17 protein-coding genes are annotated in these 19,050 nt (G+C 65.3%); 4 read left to right on the top strand and 13 right to left on the bottom strand.

What is annotated here, in order from left to right; all coding sequences use genetic code 11:
• Positions 1-85 precede the first annotated feature (85 nt).
• Positions 86-313 carry a hypothetical protein gene (locus CK489_RS29540; protein ID WP_095734877.1) on the top strand — a complete coding sequence of 76 codons (228 nt, stop codon included), beginning with the start codon at positions 86-88 and terminating at the stop codon, positions 311-313.
• Here CK489_RS29540 and CK489_RS29545 read toward each other — a convergent pair.
• The 3 genes from CK489_RS29545 to CK489_RS29555 form a co-directional block, all read right to left on the bottom strand.
• Positions 310-2,595, bottom strand: a complete 2,286-nt coding sequence (locus tag CK489_RS29545) for a ComEC/Rec2 family competence protein (protein ID WP_095734830.1) — start codon at positions 2,593-2,595, stop codon at positions 310-312. The genes CK489_RS29540 and CK489_RS29545 overlap by 4 nt on opposite strands.
• A 124-nt stretch (positions 2,596-2,719) precedes the next feature.
• The gene (locus tag CK489_RS29550; RefSeq protein WP_095734831.1) at positions 2,720-3,106 is read right to left on the bottom strand and encodes a YybH family protein; all 387 of its coding nucleotides are present in this window, start codon (positions 3,104-3,106) and stop codon (positions 2,720-2,722) included.
• A gap of 26 nt (positions 3,107-3,132) precedes the next feature.
• Entirely contained in the window at positions 3,133-4,818 is a 1,686-nt protein-coding gene (locus CK489_RS29555; RefSeq protein WP_095734832.1) for a glutamine--tRNA ligase/YqeY domain fusion protein, read from the bottom strand.
• Positions 4,819-4,996: 178 nt separating this feature from the next.
• Here CK489_RS29555 and gltX point away from each other — a divergent pair, with 178 nt between their 5' ends.
• Positions 4,997-6,418, top strand: a complete 1,422-nt coding sequence (gltX, locus tag CK489_RS29560; RefSeq protein ID WP_095734878.1) for a glutamate--tRNA ligase — start codon at positions 4,997-4,999, stop codon at positions 6,416-6,418.
• Positions 6,419-6,578: 160 nt separating this feature from the next.
• The gene (gene gltA / locus CK489_RS29565; RefSeq protein ID WP_050626394.1) at positions 6,579-7,880 is read left to right on the top strand and encodes a citrate synthase; all 1,302 of its coding nucleotides are present in this window, start codon (positions 6,579-6,581) and stop codon (positions 7,878-7,880) included.
• A 33-nt stretch (positions 7,881-7,913) separates the two neighbouring features.
• On the opposite strand, the gene CK489_RS29570 is transcribed toward gltA, so the two are convergent.
• The 5 genes from CK489_RS29570 to lpxA form a co-directional block, all read right to left on the bottom strand.
• Positions 7,914-8,249, bottom strand: coding sequence for an ArsR/SmtB family transcription factor (locus tag CK489_RS29570; RefSeq protein WP_050626393.1), 336 nt, complete (start codon positions 8,247-8,249; stop codon positions 7,914-7,916).
• Positions 8,250-8,254: 5 nt separating this feature from the next.
• Positions 8,255-8,911: an SRPBCC family protein gene (locus tag CK489_RS29575; RefSeq protein WP_095734833.1), complete on the bottom strand. Its 657-nt coding sequence runs from the start codon at positions 8,909-8,911 to the stop codon at positions 8,255-8,257.
• A gap of 112 nt (positions 8,912-9,023) precedes the next feature.
• Entirely contained in the window at positions 9,024-10,202 is a 1,179-nt protein-coding gene (gene lpxB / locus CK489_RS29580; RefSeq protein WP_050626391.1) for a lipid-A-disaccharide synthase, read from the bottom strand.
• A complete protein-coding gene (locus CK489_RS29585) occupies positions 10,202-11,059 on the bottom strand; it encodes an LpxI family protein (protein WP_050626529.1) in 858 nt (285 codons plus the stop codon). Before CK489_RS29585 ends, lpxB begins: the two co-directional genes overlap by 1 nt.
• Before the next feature lie 19 nt (positions 11,060-11,078).
• Entirely contained in the window at positions 11,079-11,873 is a 795-nt protein-coding gene (gene lpxA / locus CK489_RS29590; protein WP_095734834.1) for an acyl-ACP--UDP-N-acetylglucosamine O-acyltransferase, read from the bottom strand.
• A 138-nt stretch (positions 11,874-12,011) separates the two neighbouring features.
• Between lpxA and CK489_RS29595 the strand changes: the two genes are divergently transcribed.
• Positions 12,012-12,335: a KTSC domain-containing protein gene (locus tag CK489_RS29595; protein ID WP_095734835.1), complete on the top strand. Its 324-nt coding sequence runs from the start codon at positions 12,012-12,014 to the stop codon at positions 12,333-12,335.
• Positions 12,336-12,352: 17 nt separating this feature from the next.
• Here CK489_RS29595 and fabZ read toward each other — a convergent pair whose 3' ends face one another.
• From fabZ to dxr, 5 genes are all read right to left on the bottom strand, one after another.
• The gene (gene fabZ, locus CK489_RS29600) at positions 12,353-12,811 is read right to left on the bottom strand and encodes a 3-hydroxyacyl-ACP dehydratase FabZ (RefSeq protein WP_050626388.1); all 459 of its coding nucleotides are present in this window, start codon (positions 12,809-12,811) and stop codon (positions 12,353-12,355) included.
• Positions 12,811-13,872: a UDP-3-O-(3-hydroxymyristoyl)glucosamine N-acyltransferase gene (lpxD, locus tag CK489_RS29605; RefSeq protein WP_095734836.1), complete on the bottom strand. Its 1,062-nt coding sequence runs from the start codon at positions 13,870-13,872 to the stop codon at positions 12,811-12,813. The genes fabZ and lpxD overlap by 1 nt, the downstream gene beginning before the upstream one ends.
• 32 nt (positions 13,873-13,904) lie before the next feature.
• The gene (bamA, locus tag CK489_RS29610; RefSeq protein ID WP_095734837.1) at positions 13,905-16,448 is read right to left on the bottom strand and encodes an outer membrane protein assembly factor BamA; all 2,544 of its coding nucleotides are present in this window, start codon (positions 16,446-16,448) and stop codon (positions 13,905-13,907) included.
• 176 nt (positions 16,449-16,624) lie between these two features.
• Positions 16,625-17,776 carry an RIP metalloprotease RseP gene (rseP, locus tag CK489_RS29615; protein ID WP_095734838.1) on the bottom strand — a complete coding sequence of 384 codons (1,152 nt, stop codon included), beginning with the start codon at positions 17,774-17,776 and terminating at the stop codon, positions 16,625-16,627.
• A 45-nt stretch (positions 17,777-17,821) separates the two neighbouring features.
• Positions 17,822-19,048, bottom strand: coding sequence for a 1-deoxy-D-xylulose-5-phosphate reductoisomerase (gene dxr / locus CK489_RS29620; protein ID WP_095734879.1), 1,227 nt, complete (start codon positions 19,046-19,048; stop codon positions 17,822-17,824).
• Between the last annotated feature and the right edge of the window lie 2 nt (positions 19,049-19,050).

Consider the following 19,050-nt stretch of genomic DNA (forward strand, 5'->3'; position numbering starts at 1 on the left):
CCGGGGCGCACAAGGAGATTTGCGTCGGCGGGCGGCTTGCCGCATGATCGTGCACGGAGGACGTGCACTCACGGAAACCGGCGCAGTGGTCGATAAGGTCACATGGCAAAAGGCTGGACGCGTCACGGAACCGGGCCGCTACATGTTCCGGTTCGGCTGGCTGACGGTCACGGCTGACGACCTGAAGGTCTGGGAGCGGTTTCCCGAGGCGGTGTTCACCCTCGTCAAGAAGCCCGACGGCGGCCCCGACTCCGACGAATACCATCTCGGCCTGTTCGAGCTGCCCTCCGGCACCTCGCTCGATCCCGGCTAATCCTCACCTTGCAGATCTGCCTCGGACGGCGTCGCGTCGACGGCGGGCCGTGGCGTTGTGGCGGGCGGGCGCAGCGTGGTTTCGGCCTCCCCGTCGCCGGGAACTGCCGGCGACCACGGCCGGTCGACCCCGCCCGGCTTGACCGCATCGATGGCATAGCCGTCCCGGATCCGCCGCAGCATCAGGGCGCCGTGACGCCGCAGCCGCTCGGCGTCGATCACGGAGGCGGCGCAGCCCCGCGGCGCCGGCCGCGCGGTCACGATCAGCGCCGCGCGCTCGCAATCGTCGGCCAGGGCCTCCGGCCGGGTCGCCAGCGCGACGAAGGCGCCGACGGGCCCTTGCGTCACGCAGCCGCTCGGATCGCAGGAGACGCCCTCGCCGAGCGAGGCATCGCTGGGCGCCCGCGCATCGGCATCCGCAGCTAGCCATTCCTTCACGAGAAAGGCATCCTTGGCGCTGTGCATCAGATGCAGTTGCCCGTCGCTGCCGCGCACGGCGACATTGCGGCCATCGGCTGAGACCAGCACGTCCGGCTGCGGCACCCGAACCGCCCAGACCGAGGCGATCACCAGCAGCGCGGCCCCCGACCAGCGCAGCGGCGAACGCAACAAGCCGAGCAGGATCAGACCGGCGCTCGCCAGGATCATCGGCCCGACGCCGAACGCCGCCATCCGGCCGACCGCGCCGGGCAGCGCTGCGACCCATTGCGTCACCAGGATCATCCAGTCGATGCCGAACCCCATGATCGCCCAGAACACGCCGTCGAAGCCGAACGGCATCGCAAGCAATCCGAGCAGGCCCGCCGGCATCACCACGGCCGACACCACCGGCATCGCCGCAAGGTTCGCGAGCAGCCCATAGGGCGTCACGCGATGGAAATGGAACGCGGCGTAGGGCGTCGTCGCGAGCCCAGCGACCAGCGAAGCCAACATCAGCACCATGAGCTCCCGTCCGCCCCACAGCGCAAGGCGCGCGGTCACCGAATGATCGGGCGACGCCAGCAGGTTCGGCAGCCCGATCTGCACCATCGCCACCAGCCCGAGCGTTGCGGCAAACGACATCTGGAAGCTCGGATGCACCAGCGCTTCCGGCGCGATCGCGAGCACGATCAGCGCCGCCACCGCCAGTGTGCGGAAGGTGACGGCGCGGCGGTCGACCATCACCGCGATCAGCACCACGGCCGTCATGAAGAACGATCGCTGCGTCGCGACCTCGGCGCCCGACAGCAGGAGATAGAACGCCGCGGCAACCAGCGCGGCTGCTGCCGCCCATTTCTTGATCGGATATCCGGCAGTCAGCGCCGGAAACAGCGCCAGCAGCGCGCGGATCGTGAAGAACACCACGCCCGCGACCACAGCCATGTGGTAGCCGGAGATCGACAGCACATGGCCGAGCCCCGAGATGAACATCGCATCGTTGACCGGCGTCGTGATCGCATCGCGCCGGCCGGTGAGCAGCGCCGTTGCGATCGCGCGCTGATCGCCGTCGAGCGTGGTCCGGATGCGGGCGTCGATGGCATCGCGCAGGCCCTGCATGAAGGCGGCGTAGCGTAGCGCAAGGCCACCGGCTGCCGGCGGCTCCCTGGTCTTGACCGCCCCCATCACGAAGCCGGAGGCGCCGATGCCCTGGAAATACAGGTCGCGGCCGAAATCGTAGGAGCCCGGACGCTGCGGCCCGAGCGGCGGCATCAGCCGCGCCTTCAGTTCGACGAAGCTGCCGACTTCTGGCGCGGTGCCCTTCTTCACCGAGAGCCGCACGCGCTCGAGCTTCGTATTGTCTCGCGGGCTCTCCATCGAGACCACCCGCAACACGAAGCGATCGGTCTTCTCTCTGACGTCGCGCGTCTCGACGAAGCCGGTCAGCGCCACAGAGAACATCGGGCGCGCCAGCACGCCATGGGCGATCCGCGCCGTCTTCCAGGTCGCGGTCGCAAAGCCCGCGGCAACCGCAGCCAGCATCACGATGGCGGGAAATACCCTGTGCCGCCGCAGCAGCAGTGCCAGCAGGCAGAGCACCATGGCGATTGCCGCCGCGACCGACAGCACCGGTTCGTGCTCGGCCGCGAAATAGAATGCGATGCCGGTGCCGAATGCCACCGGCACCCACGGCAACAGCCGACCGGCGCCCGCCTCCGCGCGCACCCATTGCCGCAGTGTCTCGACGAAAGGCCGCCAGAGGCTGGCGCGCACCGGGAGATAGCCGCCGGCAGGAACGGCGGCACGCGGCGGCCACGTCCCCGCGTAGCCGCGTTTGCCGCCCGGCGTCGTACCCTGCTCCGCCATTCCGCTTGCGATCCCTGCCGGAAAGCAGGCTAGCGGATGCCGCAGCCACCCGACTAGCGGAACGGAACCGAAACACGCAACCGAAGGCTGTGACCTCCGGGGATCACCGGACGCCGGCGAGCGCCTAGATCAGCGGCGTCTGCGACGAAACGTGGTGACAGGCAATCTTCCAGTCGCCGTCCTCGCGCGCGATCACCCAGGTGATCTTGACGACGAGCGCGGGCGCATCGCCGTCGAGAAAAAAGGACGCAATGCCCGCCATGTTGACGAGATCGGCATTCACCCGCGCGGTCCTGATTTCACTGAACTGAACGCGGGGCGCGTGCCAGCGCGGCAGGCCTTCGGCGTAAGCTTTGACGCCGTCGCGGCCGCGATACAGCGTCGGGTTCGAGCCGAAGAAGAACGCGCTCTTCGAGTAGAGCGCGGAGAGCGCATCGGCATCGAGCCTGCTGAAACCCGCCGACCATTTTGCAATGATCGCGGAGACGATATCGTCGGCTTCCTCAGGCATCGATCGCCTCCCTCCTGGCGTCCGTCTCAGCTCTGGCCTTTGCCGCCGACTTCCTTGGCGAAGGTGTCGCGCAGACCGATAGTGCGGTTGAACACCAGCTTGTCGGACGTCGAATCCGCATCGCGGACGAAATAGCCCTGCCGTTCGAACTGCATCGGATCGGGCGAATTGCTCTCGGCGATTGCAGGCTCGACCCGCGCATCGCTGAGCACTTCCAGCGACTGCGGGTTGAGGTCGGCGGCAAAATCGGCGGCGTTCGGGCTCGGGTTGGCGAACAGCTGATTGTAAATCCGGATCTCCGCCGGCTTCGACTGCGCTGCGGGCAGCCAGTGCATCGTCGCCTTCACCTTGCGGCCGTCGGGCGCGTTGCCGCCCTTGGTCAGGGGATCGTAGGTCGCGCGCAGCTCCGTGATCTCGCCGGCGTCGTTCTTGATCACGCCCGTGCACTTGATGAAATAGGCATAGCGCAGCCGCACCTCGTTGCCGGGCGAGAGGCGGAAGAATTTCTTCGGCGGGTTCTCCATGAAGTCGTCGCGCTCGATGTAGAGCTCGCGGCCGAAAGCGATCTTGCGGGTGCCGGCCTCCGGATTGTCGGGGTGGTTGATCGCCTCGATCTCCTCGACCTGGCCTTCCGGATAGTTCTCGATCACGACCTTGAGCGGCCGCAGCACCGCCATGCGGCGCTGCGATGTGCGATTCAGCTCCTCGCGGATGCAGAATTCCAGCATGCCGACATCGACCACGCTGTTGGCCTTGGCGACGCCGATGCGCTTGATGAATTCGCGGACCGCGGCCGGCGGCACGCCGCGCCGCTTCAGGCCGGCGACGGTCGGCATGCGCGGATCGTCCCAGCCCGAGACATGCCCATCACGGACGAGCTGCGTCAGCACGCGCTTGGACAACAGCGTGTAGGTCAGGTTCAGCCGCGCCATTTCGTACTGGCGCGGCTTCGAGGGCACCGGCAGCTTGTCGAGCAGCCACTCATAGAGCGGGCGGTGATCCTCGAACTCCAGCGTGCAGATCGAATGGGTGATGCCCTCGATCGCGTCCGACTGGCCGTGCGCGTAGTCGTAGCTCGGATAGATCGACCACTTGTCGCCGGTGCGCGGATGGTGAGCGTGCAGGATGCGGTACAGCACGGGGTCGCGCAAATTGATGTTGCCGGCCGCCATGTCGATCTTGGCGCGCAGCACGCGGGCGCCGTTCGGAAACTCGCCGGCCTTCATACGGCGGAACAGGTCGAGATTCTCCTCGACCGAACGATCGCGGAACGGCGAGTTCTTGCCGGGCTCGGTCAGCGTGCCGCGGGACGTCCGGATCTCCTCCTGCGACTGGTCGTCGACATAGGCATAGCCCGCCTTGATCAGGCCCTCGGCCCAATCGTACAGGCGCTCGAAATAGTCGGACGCGTAGAAGAGATTCTTGCCCCAATCGTAGCCGAGCCAATGGACGTCGGCCTGGATCGAGTCGATGTACTCCTGCTCTTCCTTGGTCGGATTGGTGTCGTCGAAGCGCAAATTGCACTGGCCGCCGAACTCCTGCGCAATGCCGAAATTCAGCGCGATCGACTTGGCGTGACCGATATGCAGGTAGCCGTTCGGCTCCGGCGGGAAGCGGGTCACGATCCGGTTGTGCTTGTGGGAGGAGAGATCGGCCTGGACGATGTCGCGGATGAAGTCGCGCCCTGCCTCTGCCGTCGTGTCAGTCGTCATCAAAGGGTTCCCTGGAGGATTAGGCTCAACCTTCTGCCAAATTCGTGCCGTCTGGCCAAGCCTGGTTTCGGGCCCGGTTTCAGGTCTGGTTAGGCGGGCAAAAGGTCAACCGAGGCTTTAGTTATGTCCGGTTCCTGCTATACACCACCGCCCGTTCCAGCATACGCCTCGCTTGATCATGACCAATCCCGTCGTTACCCGCTTCGCCCCCTCACCGACCGGCTTCCTCCATATCGGAGGTGCCCGCACCGCGCTGTTCAACTGGCTCTATGCCAGGAAGCTCGGCGGCAAGATGCTGCTCCGGATCGAGGACACCGACCGCGAACGCTCCACCAAGGAGGCGATCGACGCCATCCTGGACGGCCTGAAATGGCTCGAGCTCGATTGGGACGGCGACGTCATCTACCAGTTCAGCCGCGCCGCCCGCCATCGCGAGGTCGCCGAGGGCCTGCTCGCCGCCGGCCGGGCCTATTACTGCTACGCCACGCCCGAGGAGCTGACCGCGATGCGCGAGAAGGCGCGCGCCGAGGGCCGCACCCGCCTCTATGACGGCATGTGGCGCGACCGCGATCCGGCCACTGCACCCTCGGACGTCAAGCCGACCATCCGCCTGAGAGCGCCGCAGACCGGCGAGACCGTGATCGAGGACCAGGTCCAGGGCCGCGTGGTCTGGCAGAACGAGAACCTCGACGACCTCGTCCTGCTGCGCGGCGACGGCACCCCGACCTACATGCTCGCCGTCGTGGTCGACGACCACGACATGGGCGTCACCCATATCATCCGCGGCGACGACCATTTGATCAACGCGGCGCGCCAGAAGCAGATCTACGACGCGCTGGAGTGGGAGCTGCCGAGCATGTCCCACATTCCGCTGATCCATGGTCCCGACGGCTCGAAACTGTCGAAGCGTCATGGCGCGCTCGGCGTCGATGCCTATCGCGCGCTCGGCTATCTGCCGGCCGCCCTGCGCAACTACCTGGTCCGGCTCGGCTGGAGCCACGGCGACCAGGAGATCTTCTCGACCCAGGAGATGATCGACGCGTTCGATCTCCCGGGCATCGGCCGCTCGGCGGCGCGGTTCGATTTCGCCAAGCTGGAGAGCCTCAACGGTCACTATATCCGGCAGAGCGACGATCAATCCCTCGTGACCCAGTTCGAGAGCGTGCTGGACTATGTTCCCGATGGTGCCGCGCTGAAGGCCAAGCTCAACGACAGCACCCGCGCGCAATTGCTGCGGGCGATGCCGAGCCTGAAGGAGCGCGCCAAGACACTGCTCGAACTGATCGCGGGCGCCTACTTCATTTTCGCCGATCGGCCGCTTGAGCTCGATCCGAAAGCCGTGGCGCTACTGACGCCGGAAACGCGCGCATTGATCGGCCGCCTGCGCACCGCGCTGGAAGCGGTGAATGACTGGACGGCGGAGACCACGGAAACCGCGATGCGGAATTTCGCCGAGCAGAACAATCTGAAGCTCGGCGCCGTGGCCCAGCCGCTGCGGGTGGCACTGACCGGACGCACGACGTCGCCGGGCATCTTCGACGTGCTGGCTGTGCTGGGACGCCAGGAGTGTCTGGCCCGCCTCGCCGATCAGGCGGTGTGATCCTGCATGGACCCCCTCCAGGGTCCATCTTGCAGCGCACATTGCAATGAGCTACCCATCCCCGGACGCTTTCTCCACAAGCCGTTCCGCCCCGCCATGGGCCGCAATTTAGCGACTGGGCAAGGTCGGTTTTCGCAACGAATTCATCGGGGATATCACGATGGACGCAAAATCCAGCAAGACAGCCACACTCACCATTGGCAACAAGAACTACGATTTCCCGATCCTGAGCGGCACGGTTGGGCCTGATGTCATCGACATCGGCAAGCTCTACGGCCAGGCTGGGGTGTTCACCTACGACCCCGGCTTCACCTCGACTGGCAGCTGCCAGTCGAAGATCACCTACATCGACGGCGACGCCGGTATCCTCGAATACCGCGGCTATCCGATCGAGCAGCTCGCCGAGCATGGCGACTTCCTCGAGACCTGCTACCTGCTGCTCTACGGGGAGCTTCCGACCCCGGCGCAGAAGAAGGACTTCGACCACCGCGTGATCCATCACACGATGGTGCATGAGCAGATGGCCCGCTTCTTCCAGGGCTTCCGCCGCGACGCGCATCCGATGGCGATCATGGTGGCGGCCGTCGGCGCGCTCGCCGCGTTCTACCACGACTCCACCGACATCAACGATCCGAAGCAGCGCATGATCGCCTCCATGCGGATGATCGCGAAGGTGCCGACGCTGGCGGCGATGGCCTACAAATACACCATCGGCCAGCCCTTCGTGTATCCGAAGAACTCGCTCTCCTTCGCCGAGAACTTCCTGCAGATGTGCTTCGCGGTGCCATGCGAGGACTACAAGATCAATCCGGTGCTCGCCGACGCGCTCGACAAGATCTTCATCCTGCATGCCGATCACGAGCAGAATGCGTCGACCTCGACGGTCCGTATCGCCGGCTCCTCCGGCGCCAACCCGTTCGCCTGCATCGCGGCCGGCATCGCCTGCCTGTGGGGCCCGGCCCACGGCGGCGCCAACGAAGCGGCGCTCGCCATGCTGTCGTCGATCGGAACAGTCGACAAGATTCCCGAATTCATCGCCAAGGTGAAGGACAAGAACAGCGAAGTCCGCCTGATGGGCTTCGGTCATCGCGTCTACAAGAACTATGATCCGCGCGCCAAGATCATGCAGAAGATGTGTCACGCGGTGCTGGCCGAGACCGGGCATGGCGATGACCCGATGCTGAAGGTTGCGCTCGAGCTCGAGAAGATCGCGCTCAGCGATCCCTACTTCATCGACCGCAAGCTCTACCCGAACGTCGACTTCTATTCGGGCATCACGCTGAAGGCGATGGGCTTCCCGACCTCGATGTTCACCGTGCTGTTCGCGGTCGCACGCACCGTCGGCTGGATCAGCCAGTGGAGCGAGATGATCGAGGATCCGCAGCAGAAGATCGGCCGTCCGCGCCAGCTCTACACCGGCGTGGCGCGCCGCGACTATGTGACGATCGACAAGCGCAAGTAAGCTTCGTTCGAAAGACTGTCCGAGACGGCGCCATCATTCCCGATGGCGCCGTTTTCGTTTGCCGCGCGCGACTTCGGTCGCGAGTGCATCGAGGCGCGGCAGCCAGAACGCCCTGAAGCGGTCGAGCCAGTCGTCGACCTCGCGCAGCCGCCGCGGCTCCACGGCATAGATGCGGCGGGTGCCGTCGGCGCGCACCGATGCGAAACCGGCATCGCGCAGGATCCGCAGCTGCTGCGAGACCGCCGACTGGGTGATGCCGAATTCGCGCTGCACGACGGCGACGACGTCGCCCGAACTGTGCTCGCCGGTCGCCAGCAGCTCCAGGATGCGCCGGCGGACGGGATCGCCGAGGACGTCGAAGGCGTGCACGGTTGCTAGCCTCCACCCGGCTCGGGCTCGCCGCAATAGAACGCCGCCGTGTTGGCCTCGGCCCGGCGCGCGGCGGCCTCGTCCGTGCCCGCCTTGATCGAGGCCCTGCACCAGTCGGCGCTGCTGCGGCGGATGAACTCCCTGCCGTCCTCGGAGCCGGGCCACGCCTCCGCGGCGGCACGATCAAACTGCGCACCGGGACCCGCGGCGATGTAGAGCGCGAGCCCGATCAAGGCGAGGTCCCAGCCGACGCCGACCGCACCCGGTCCGTAGCGATCCCAGAAGTCGCCCTCGATCAGCGAGAGATGTTCGAGTTCCAGGCGCGTGCCGCCGGCGCTGTCGTCAGCCAGGGTGACGGTGAGCCAGCTGACGGTGCCCATGGCCTCCCAGGTCACGGCAAGCCGGCACGGCGGCTCACACGTCGTGATTTCGCCGCCGGCCTGGCCCTGGAACTGATAGCGGCCGCCGAACTTCAGATCGCCCGAGATCGGCAGAAACCAGCGCGGAATGCGCTCGGGATTGGTCAGTGCGTCCCAGAGATCGGCGATGTCGGTATCGTAGCTGCGCGTGGCAATCACCGCCCGCGCCGGCTTGCCATCGCGCTCCCGGACGGCGACTTCGCGAACCACGGCTCCGACATAGGCGACAGGATCGATCTTCATGGGGGCTCCGCATAAATATTAGACTGCGCTAATATTAGCGCAGTCTAAATATCCGAGGCAAGCGGAACCGTTGCGGCCGGATGTCGCCGCCGAACCAAGACTTGATCGATTGCTAGCTGGAACGCCGGCCCAGTTCCGCCAGCACGATGTCGGCGGCGCGGACGCTCGGCGGCTGGTCGCCGGTCGACATCTTGCCGTCCATCGTCGCGAACGCGACGAGCTGCCGCAGACGCTCGGGCGAATCCTTGATCACGTCGACCAGCGCATGCGCGAGCTTGTCTGGCGTGCAGTTCTCCTGCAGGAACTCGGGGATGATATCGCTGCCGATCACGAGGTTGGCGAGGATCACCGACGACACCCGGATCGCACGGCGCAGGATGAACGCCTCGGCGGCGCCGACGCGATAGGCCGTCACCATCGGAATCCCAGACAGCGCGAGCTCCAGCGTCACCGTGCCCGACTTCGCGAGCGCGGCGCGGGCGACGCGAAATGCGGCGCGCTTCTCGGCCTCGCCGATCGCGAGCCGCGGCGCCACCGGCCACGAGGCGACGCCTTCGCGCACCATCGCCTCGAGATGCGGCATGGTGGGAAGCACGAGCTCGAACTGGATTTGCTGGCTGAGCTGGCCGAGCGCGGCGCCGAACAGCGCCAGGTGATGCCTGATCTCGCTGCGCCGGCTTCCGGGCAGAACCAGCAGGACCGGCGGCTGCGCGTCGCGCCGCTTCTGCTCCTCCTCGTTCGGCCGCAGCGAGGCGAGTTGCTCGGTCAGGGGATGGCCGACATAGCTGCATGGCGGTCCCTGCAGCTTGCGATACTCCTCGGGCTCGAACGGCAGCAGCGCCAACACGTGATCGACATAGCTTCGCATCGCGCGCGCCCTGCCCGGCCGCCAGGCCCAGACCGACGGCGACACGTAATCGACGATCGGAATGTCCGGATTGCGTGCACGGACCCGGCGGGCGACGCGATGGGTAAAGTCGGGGCTGTCGATGATGACCAGCATGTCCGGTGCATCGGCAAGCACTGCATCGGCGGTGCGGCGGATCAATTGCAGGATCTTCGGCAATTGCTTGACGACGGCGGCAAAGCCCATGATCGAGAGCTCCTCGATCGGAAACAGCGGCGCGATGCCCTCACTCGTCATCTGCCGGCCGCCGACGCCGGCAAATTGCACGGTATCGCCGAGGCGCTGGCGCAGCACCTGCATCAGCGCCGCGCCGAGGCGGTCACCGGACTCCTCGGTCGCGATAAGGAAGATCCTGCGGCCGGTGCTGGGATTGCGCGCCTGCATCAGCCCGCCAACCCGATGACGAACAACCCTTTGGCGTCGGCGGCCTCGATCAGGGCCTGCGGCTCGGCGGCGAGCGTATTGCCGGCGATCACGGCAATCCCGGCGATCCCCGCCGCCGCCGCGCCCTCGACCGTTCGCGGACCGATGGTCGGCAGATCGAAACGCAGATCCTGCTTGCTCTTCGGCGCCTTCACCAGCACGCCGCGGCCGGCCTTGGCGCGGATCCGTCCCTCGGCGCGCAGCCGCGCCACGCGCGCGAGCAGCCCGTCGGTGCCCTCGATGTCCTCCACCGCAACCACGTGGCCGTCGATCACCACGGCCGCCTGGCCGATGTCGAACGGTCCGAGCGCATCGAGCACGCCGCGGCCGCGCGCGATATCGGCGAGCGCTGCGCTGTCCGGCGTCGCGCGCGTCACGGCGCCTTCCGGCATCAGGAGATCCGGCGCGACATCCTTGATCCCGACCATGCGAAAGCCCTGCTGCTCGAGGATGCGGCCGACACTCGACAGCAGATGATCGTCGCCGCCGCGAAACGCGCGCACGACGTGGCCAAGCAGGCGCAGCGTGCCCCAGTCGAGCCGGATCTCCGACAGCGCCGGACGCACCAGGGTGCCGATGAAGATCAGGTCGCGGCAGCCTTCATCGCGAAACAACCGGGTCGCCCGCCCGAGCTGGCCGACCGAGATCCAGCGGTGGCGAAACTTCTGCAAGCGCGCCGGGTCGCAGGCGCCGCGCAGCGCGAACAGCACCGGCGTGATGCCGCGCGCGACGAGCTGATCGGCGACCGCGAACGGCATGGCACCGCCGCCGGCGATCACGCCGACCGGCGAGGAAAGCGAGGGAGCCGCTGACGTCATGCTGGCGGCCATCCCATGCTCAATTGGTGTCGGCGGGAAGACAGAGCGGCCGCAGCTTGCCACCCTCGATGAAGGTGAGGATCTCCGCGATCGCGGGATCCTCGCTCGCCAGCGGCTGCACCGACGCCAGCCGCTCGGCGAAGATGCCGGGGCCGTGGAACAGCTTCTGATAGAACGCACGCACGGTCGCGAGCCGCGCCTTGGTGAACTGGCGTCGTCGCATGCCGATGATGTTGAGGCCTTCGAGAACCGCGTACTGGCCGTTGGCGAGTCCGAACGGGATGATGTCGCCGCGCACGCCGCAGACGCCGCCGATCATCACCTGCGAGCCGACCCGGGTGAACTGGTGCACCGCCGAGAGGCCGCCGATATAGACGAAGTCGCCGATTTCGCAGTGGCCGCCGAGCGTCGCCGACGTCGCGAAGATCACGCCATTGCCGACCATGCAGTCATGGCCGACATGGCTGTTGTTCATGAAGAAGCCGCGATCGCCGACGCGGGTGAGCCCGCCGCCCTTGACCGTGCCGACGTTCATCGTCACGCCCTCGCGGATCGTGCAGGCTTCGCCGACTTCGAGACGGGTCGGCTCGCCGCGATAGCTGAGATCCTGCGGCGGCCCGCCGAGCGCGGCAAACGGCGAGATGACGCAGCCGGCGCCAATCTTCGTGTGCCCACTCACGGTGACATGCGCGATCAGCTTGCAGTTCTCTCCGAGCACGACATTGGGGCCGATGATGCAGTACGGACCGATCTCGGTGCCGGCCCCGATCACAGCGCCATCCGCAATCCGCGCAGTGGGGTCGATCATGCTCATGAAGTTTCGATCCGGAATTCGTTAATGGCGCCAAGGCGCTATGGTGTCGATTTGGGCGGTCGTTAGCGCGACTTTGACCGCCCTGTCCAGTGACGTATCATGACGGCCTGTTGCAAACGAGAAGGTCGCAATCGAGCCATGGTCCGGGCCGCCGCGCTGATCCTCAGCCTGTTCTCTGCGCCGATCGGCCCGGAGACCGTCGACCTCGGCAACAGCACGACCGTCGATCTCTCGCGCTTCGACTGCCGCGACATCAATCGCAGCACGATCGTCCAGCGGGTCTGCTACAGCGCCGGCGAGCGGACACTGCTGGTCGCCGTCAGGGGCAAGTACCAGCACTATTGCGGCGTGCATGCCGAAACCTACGACGCGCTGATGATCGCACCATCGATGGGCGTCTTCCTCAACCGCGTCCTGCGGATCGCCGGCGCGGACGGCCGGTATGCTTGCAGGACGTCGTGACGGCGGCGACCTGAAGTTCAGTCCGTCAGCATCGCGCCAACATCGGCCTCGGCGACCACCTGACCGTTGACCATGGCGTCACCGTGAAACCACCACATCGTCTTGCGGCGGCCGAGCGAGCGCATGTGGTACTCGATGGTGTCGCCCGGCATCACCGGCTTCCTGAACTTGCACTTGTCGATGGTGAGGAAATACACCGCGCGCGGCTTCTCGGTGCCCTCGACCGACTTGATGCCGATCACGCCGGCGGTCTGCGCCATTGCCTCGATCATCATGACGCCGGGATACACCGGCCGCTCCGGGAAATGCCCCTGGAACGGCGGCTCGTTGAAGGTGACGTTCTTGATGCCGATGCCGCTGTAGTCGGTGCGGATCTTGATCACGCGGTCGATCAGCAACATCGGAAAGCGATGCGGGAGCGTCTTCAGGATATCGTTGATATCCACCAGCTCGAATTTGACCGGTGCCTCCTCCATCACTCCTGTTCCTTGCCTTTGGCTTCGTTGTCGCGCACCAGGCGCTCCACTGCGATAATTTCCCTGAACCACTGCTTGGTCGGCTTGGCGAAATGCCCGCCCCAGCGGCCGTTGGCCGGGATGTCATCCTTGACCGCACTCATCGCCGTCACCTGGGCGCCGTCGCCGATCTTGAGGTGGTTGTTGATGCCCACCTTGGCGCCGAGCGCGACATTGTCGCCGATCGTCAGACTGCCGGCGAGCCCGATCTGGGCCGCAAGCAGGCAGTGCCGGCCGATGGTGACATTGTGGCCGATCTGGACCTGATTGTCGATTTTGGTGCCCTCGCCGATCACGGTGTCGCGCAGGGAACCGCGGTCGATAGTCGAGGCAGCGCCGACCTCGACATTGTTCTGGATCACCACGCGGCCGGTCTGCGGCACCTTCACGTGCCCTGCCGGGCCGAAGAAGATGAAGCCGTAGCCGTCCTGGCCGATGTTGCAGCCGGGATGGATCAGCACGTTGTTGCCGATCAGGGCGAACTGAATGGTGGTCTTGGCGCCGACATTGCAGTCGCGGCCAATCTTGACGTCGGCGCCGATCACCGCGCCGGCACCGATGATGGTGCCCGAGCCGATCTCGACCCGCGGCCCGATCACGACCAGCGGATCGACGATGACACCGTCCTCGAGGCGCGCGGTGGGATCGATGATCGCCGACGGGGCGATGCCCTCGGTATCGAACCAGGATTGCGGCCGAAGCGCATCGGCGTGCCATTCGCGGGCAAGCTCGACGAACACCTGGAACGGCTTTGCGGCGCGCAGCACGGCGGTGCCCTTCGGCACCTGCGCCTCGAAGCGCGGGCTGACCAGGCAGGCACCGGCCTTGGTCGCCGCAAGCTGGTCGGCGTATTTGAGATTGTCGAAGAACGCAAGATGCATCGGACCGGCCTCGTCGAGCGAGGCCAGCCCCCTGATCTGATGCGCGCCCCTTTCGGGGTCGACCAGTTGCGCCTTCGTCAGCGCGGCAATCTCAGCCAGCGATGACGAAGGAGGACTCTTGAAGAAATTCGGCTGCGCCATTCCATCCGTCGCAGTCCGGTCGAGTGGCGGGGTTAGAAAGTCGTACCGCCACCAAACCGGAATTCTTGCACGCGGTCATACGCACCCTTGGTCAGCGGGATCGCGTAGTCGAAGCGCAGCGGACCAAACGGCGACTGCCAGATCAGGCCAACACCGACCGACGTACGGACCACCTTGCTGTCGTCATAGCTCAGACCAAGGCAGGTGCCCGGAGACGGCGGGTTGTTGGTCGGCTTGATACAGCCGGGCTGGTTGACTTCGCCCGTCGCCGCCCACGAGGTCGGGCCCTTGTAATCGTACAGCCCGCCGGCGTCGGCATAGACCGCGCCCTTGAGCCCGACTTCCTTCGGCAGGAACCAGAACGGCATCTGCAGTTCCGCCGACACGCCCCAGTACTTGGTGCCGCCGATGGCGTCCATGGTGCCGTACGGGTTGATGTCACGCGGACCGATACCGTTCGGCGCGAAGCCGCGGACCAGGTTCGGGCCCATCTGGAAGTGATCCAGCATACGGAGTTCGTCGCTGCCGAGCTTGTTCAGGATGCCGCCCTGCGCGTGGATCACGCCGACGATGTCGGAGACCAGCGGGGTGTAGTACTTCGCATCGATCGCGGACTTGATGTAGCTGACGTCGCCACCGACGCCGGCGAAGTCCTGCTTGAAGTCGACGATCAGACCATCGGTCGGGTTCTTGTTGTTGTCGAGCGTGTTGTAGTTGAGCGTGTAGCCCAGCGCCGACGTCAGCGTCTTGCCACCCGCCAGCTCCTTGCGGACCGGCAACGAGGCTTCGCCATCAGAGAAGCAGCCAAGACCATTGGTCGAAACAAGGCTGATCCCGTTCAGGTTCGCGTAGGCCGGGCTCGGATTGAACGCCGGATTGGGCGTTACACCGTCAGAGAGGAACGGATTGTTGTTACAGTTGTTCAGCGTCGACGGCAGGGTGATTTCCTGCTGATAGACCGAGTAGCGCAGCTGCAACGACAGATCTTCCCGCAGGCTGAAGCCGAGCCGCGGGCTGAAGCCCAGCGTCTTGGTGCCGTAGGCGATGTAGCTGTTGGACAGCTGCTGGCGCTGGTAGAAATCGAGGCCGAGCGCGACGCGGTAGTCGAGCAGATAGGGCTCGACGAACGACAGCGAGTAGCCGCGGGCGTACTGGCCGTAGGTCACCGAGGCCTTCGCGAACAGGCCGCGGCCGAGCAGGTTTCGCTCGGAGACGCTGACTTCGGCAAGCGCGCCGTCGGTGGTCGAATAGCCGCCCGACACCGAGAAGTCGCCGGTCGACTTCTCCTCGAGATCGACGATCAGGATGACGCGATCGCTGGAGGATCCGGGCTCGGTGGTGATCTTCACGGTCTTGAAGAAGTCGAGGTTCTTCAGCCGGCGCTCGGCACGGTCGACCAGCGCACGGTTGTAGGCGTCGCCTTCGGAGATATCGAACTCGCGGCGGATCACGTAGTCGCGCGTGCGGCTGTTGCCGCGGATGTTGATGCGCTCGATATAGGTGCGCGGACCTTCATCGATCGCGAAGGTGATCGACACCGTGTGATTGTCGAAATTGCGATCGCCGCGCGGCCGGACCACCGCGAACGCGTAGCCGCGGCGGGACGCCTCGATCTGCATTTCCTCGACCGACTTCTCCAGCGCCTCGGCGTTGTAGAGCGAGCCGACATTGACGCGCGAATAGGAGCGCAGCGCGTTGGGATCGAGCGTGTTGATCGACGAGGTGAAGTTGACGGATGCGACGCGGTACTGCTGGCCCTCTTCGATCTTGAAGGTGACCAGGAAGCCCTTCTTGTCGGGATCGTATTCGGTCAACGCGGCCACGACCTGGACGTCGGCATAGCCGTTCTTGAGGTAGAAGCGGCGCAGCAGGTCACGGTCGGCTTCGACCCGGTCGGGGTCGTAGACGTCGTTGCCGCCGAGGAAGCTCAGCAGGTTCGATTCGCGGGTCTTGATGACGTCGCGCAGGCGGGACGCCGAATAGGCATTGTTGCCGATGAACTCGATCGACCGCACACCGGTCTTGACGCCTTCATTGACCTCGAAGATCAGGTCGACGCGGTTGTTCGGCTGCTCGATGATCTGCGGATTGACCCGCACGTCGTAGCGGCCGGAGCGACGGTAGATTTCGGCAATGCGCAGAGCATCCGACTGCACCATCGGACGCGAGAAGGTGCCGCGCGGCTTGGACTGGACTTCGGCGGTGAGCTGCTCGTCCTTGACCTTCTTGTTGCCTTCGAAGGCAACGCGGCCAATCACCGGGTTCTCGACCACGACCACGACGAGGCGCCCGCCCCGCTGATCGATATGGACATCCTGAAACAGGCCGGTCTCGATCAGCGCCTTCAGACCGTCGTCGATCTGGGCCTGACCCAGCCGACCGCCCGGCCCGGGATGGAAATAGGAGCGGATGGTTTCGAGCTCGACGCGGCGGTTCCCCTCCACCGTGATCGAATCAACCGTCTGCGCATACGCAGGCGCAGACACAGCTACGGCCGACAGAGTGGCCGCCACCGGCGCGGCGAACATGACCAAGGCGGCGAACAGCCCCCCCCTCACTCGCATTCCAAACATCATGCGCAACGCGCCCTTATCTTAGCTTTGCCAGATCGTTCCCCAACGACCCGACAGATTCCCAACCTGCCGCTCAGCTTGTAGCCAAATTTGCCAAGGGGGCAAACTTACTAGAGCTGAACATTTCCATTTTCGTTCCAAGACGTTGCCCATTGGCAACGTCACAGAAAAGCCCCGTTTCAGGACCCAGCGATCCTGAGGATGTCGTTATACGTCGCAAACACCATCAACATCAGAACCAAACCCAGACCGATTCGGAAACCCACCTCCTGCGTCCGCTCCGAAAGCGGCCGTCCACGGAGCGCCTCCGCGCTGTAGAAAAGCAGGTGTCCGCCATCCAGAAGCGGGATCGGAAACAGGTTCAGCAGACCGATCGAGACCGACAGGATGGCGCAAAGATTGACCACGAACTGGAACCCGGCGCTCGCGGCCTGACCTGAAAGCTTCGCGATTCCAATGACTCCGCTCACCTCGGCCGGATTGCCGGTTCCGACGAACAGCGACCCCAGGAACTTGAACGTGCTGGCGATAATGTACCAGACCTGCTCGACGCCGATCTTCATGGCCTCAAAGAAGCCGACGGGCGTGCTGGATGCTTCGCCGACCTGAGCCTTGTGCTCGATCCCGAGCACGCCGATCTTGTGTGCATTGCCGAAGGGATCCTTGACCTCCTTCAGCGCCGGCGTCGCCTTGAGCGAGACGACCGCGCCATCCCGCTTCACCTTGAATCCAAGCTCTGAACCGGCGCTCGATGCTACGATCCGCTGCATGTCCGCGAAGCTCTGAATGGCGCTGCCGTCGATATCCACGACGACGTCGCCGACCTTGAAGCCAGCATTCGCGGCAACGCTCTCGGCGACCAGGCCGTCAACCCGGGCAATCGTGCTCGGCTTGCCGTAGTAGAGCGCCATGCCCGCGAAAATCAGGGCGCCAAGAATGAAGTTTGCGACCGGTCCGGCCGCGACGATGGCGGTGCGCTTGCCGACGGACTTATGGTGGAAGCTGCCCTCGCGCTCTTCCGCCGTCATGGCGTTGAGCGTCTCCGTCGACGGCGTCGATGCCTCGCTGTCGTCACCGAAGAACTTGACGTAGCCGCCGAGCGGAATCGCCGAGATCTTCCAGCGCGTGCCGTGCCGGTCGTTGAACCCGGCAAGCTCCGGCCCAAAGCCCAGCGAGAAGGTCAGCACCTTCACGCCGGCCCAGCGCGCGACCAGGAAATGGCCGAGCTCGTGGAAGAAAACGACGATGGTCAGGACGAAGAGAAACGGAACGATATAGCCGAGCAGCCCATGGCTTAGCGCATTGATACTATGAAGAAAATACTCGGGCATCCGAAATCCCCTCGACAAGAGCGATTAGGCTCCGTCCCCAACCCTCTAGGTTGCCTTTAAGGCAATTTGAGGCAATAGGGCGGCAGCTTTATTTCGCGCGATATGGTCAACGGAAATCGCATCATCCGCCGAGTGCAGTGGTGGCTGATTCCCCGACCTGATCCAATCATTCATCGTCGCCTCGACCAGCCGGGCGATGGCACCGAAATTGATCTTGCCAGCGATAAACGCGGCGACCGCAATCTCGTTCGCGGCATTGTAGACCGTCGTCGCGCCGCGCCCCATCCGCAGCGCCTCGTAGGCCAGCCGCAGTCCCGGGAAGCGCTCGAAATCCGGCGCCTCGAACGTGAGCTGTCCGATCTTGGCGAGATCCAGCTTGGCTGACGGGCCGACGACACGGTCAGGCCAGCCGAGGCAATGCGCGATCGGGATCCGCATGTCGGGCGTGCCGAGCTGGGCCACCACTGAGCGATCCGAGAATTCGACCATGCCGTGGATGATCGACTGCGGGTGCACCAACACGTCGATCTCGTCAGGCGCCAGGGCGAACAAATACGACGCCTCGATCACCTCGAGGCCCTTGTTCATCATCGAGGCGGAATCGATCGTGATCTTCTGCCCCATGCTCCAGTTCGGATGCTTCAGCGCCTGTTCCAGCGTCGCCTGCTCGATGTCGGCGGGAGCCCAGGTGCGGAACGGCCCGCCGGATGCGGTGATGATCACTCGCGTCAGTTCCTCGCGGTTACCGGAAGCCAGCGCCTGGAACAGCGCATTGTGCTCGGAGTCCGCCGGCAGGATGCAGGCGCCGGCCTTCTTGGCCCGCTCCATAAAGATGTCCCCGGCGCAAACCAGGCACTCCTTGTTGGCGAGCGCGACGGTGGCGCCGCGATCGACCGCGGCAAGCGCCGGCTTCAGCCCGGCAGCGCCGCTGACCGCCGCCATCACCCAATCCGCGGGCCGCGCGGCAGCCTCGATGATGGCGCTCTCCCCGGCCCCGCATTCGGTCCGGGTTCCAGCCAACGCGGCCTTGAGCTCGGAAAGCTTCGCCGGATCGGCGATGGCGGCGAACCGTGCGCCGAATTCCTTGGCGAGCTTGGCCAGACCCTCGACATTGCTGTTCGCGGTCAACGCCTCGACCCGGTAACGGTCGCGCGCGCCACGCAGCAGATCCATCGTGCTGTCGCCGATCGAGCCGGTGGCACCGAGGACGGTCACGGTCCGTGCGGCCGATGCCGCCACGGCCTTGTTGTTACGCAACGGAACTGCGCTCATCT

Origin of the sequence: Bradyrhizobium sp. UFLA03-84 (genome assembly GCF_002289535.1) — a bacterium.
Classification (GTDB): Bacteria; Pseudomonadota; Alphaproteobacteria; order Rhizobiales; family Xanthobacteraceae; genus Bradyrhizobium; species Bradyrhizobium viridifuturi.

Coding starts and splice junctions, on each gene's coding strand:
- lpxB (WP_050626391.1), bottom strand. CDS start 10,202: ATGCAGGCGCGCAATCCCAGCACCGGCCGCAGGATCTTCCTTATCGCG.
- CK489_RS29550 (WP_095734831.1), bottom strand. CDS start 3,106: ATGCCTGAGGAAGCCGACGATATCGTCTCCGCGATCATTGCAAAATGG.
- bamA (WP_095734837.1), bottom strand. CDS start 16,448: ATGATGTTTGGAATGCGAGTGAGGGGGGGGCTGTTCGCCGCCTTGGTC.
- CK489_RS29555 (WP_095734832.1), bottom strand. CDS start 4,818: ATGACGACTGACACGACGGCAGAGGCAGGGCGCGACTTCATCCGCGAC.
- fabZ (WP_050626388.1), bottom strand. CDS start 12,811: ATGGAGGAGGCACCGGTCAAATTCGAGCTGGTGGATATCAACGATATC.
- CK489_RS29585 (WP_050626529.1), bottom strand. CDS start 11,059: ATGACGTCAGCGGCTCCCTCGCTTTCCTCGCCGGTCGGCGTGATCGCC.
- lpxD (WP_095734836.1), bottom strand. CDS start 13,872: ATGGCGCAGCCGAATTTCTTCAAGAGTCCTCCTTCGTCATCGCTGGCT.
- rseP (WP_095734838.1), bottom strand. CDS start 17,776: ATGCCCGAGTATTTTCTTCATAGTATCAATGCGCTAAGCCATGGGCTG.
- CK489_RS29575 (WP_095734833.1), bottom strand. CDS start 8,911: ATGAAGATCGATCCTGTCGCCTATGTCGGAGCCGTGGTTCGCGAAGTC.
- CK489_RS29595 (WP_095734835.1), top strand. CDS start 12,012: ATGGTCCGGGCCGCCGCGCTGATCCTCAGCCTGTTCTCTGCGCCGATC.
- dxr (WP_095734879.1), bottom strand. CDS start 19,048: ATGAGCGCAGTTCCGTTGCGTAACAACAAGGCCGTGGCGGCATCGGCC.
- lpxA (WP_095734834.1), bottom strand. CDS start 11,873: ATGAGCATGATCGACCCCACTGCGCGGATTGCGGATGGCGCTGTGATC.
- gltA (WP_050626394.1), top strand. CDS start 6,579: ATGGACGCAAAATCCAGCAAGACAGCCACACTCACCATTGGCAACAAG.
- CK489_RS29545 (WP_095734830.1), bottom strand. CDS start 2,595: ATGGCGGAGCAGGGTACGACGCCGGGCGGCAAACGCGGCTACGCGGGG.
- gltX (WP_095734878.1), top strand. CDS start 4,997: ATGACCAATCCCGTCGTTACCCGCTTCGCCCCCTCACCGACCGGCTTC.